This window comes from Paraburkholderia sp. 2C, assembly GCF_054589215.1.
Genome location: NZ_BAAILL010000030.1, coordinates 1 through 467, shown reverse-complemented (window position 1 = coordinate 467; position 467 = coordinate 1). Strand labels below are relative to the sequence as shown.

Here is a 467-nt window from a genome sequence, read left to right as displayed (position 1 = left end):
CGTTGAGACCGTTGCCGGCTTTACCCGCGCGAGGTGTGCCCGTACACCCGGCGCGCGGGTTCGCCGATGCGCGCTTACGAATTCGCCTACGAATTGATACGGATCGACACCGTTCCGTTCGAATAGACCGCCGACGCATTGAATCCGTCCACCGTCACCGTCGAGAACTGCTGATTGCCGACGCCGCCCGTCATCAGCGCGATCGTATCGCCGGCCTTCGGCGTGAAGCCATTCGCGAACTTCACATGCAGCGTGCTGCCCGCAAACGTCAGCTGGCCACCGACATTCAGTTGCCCGCCGCCCGAACCGTCGACATCCATCTCGAGCGTTGCGCCCGGCAACACGGTAAATTTGCCGCCGACCTTCACCGCCGAACCCGAGGCGCTGATAATCGCCGAGCCCGCCCCGACATACACGTCGCCGGTGCCGAACGCCGTGACCGAACCGGCTTCGATCGCGCCACCCGT

At 64.5% G+C, this 467-nt stretch carries 1 pseudogene; it reads right to left on the bottom strand.

From position 1 onward, the window contains the following. Positions 1 to 86: 86 nt before the first annotated feature. Positions 87 to 467 (bottom strand): annotated as a pseudogene (locus tag ACYPXD_RS07240) (hypothetical protein); the annotation flags it as partial.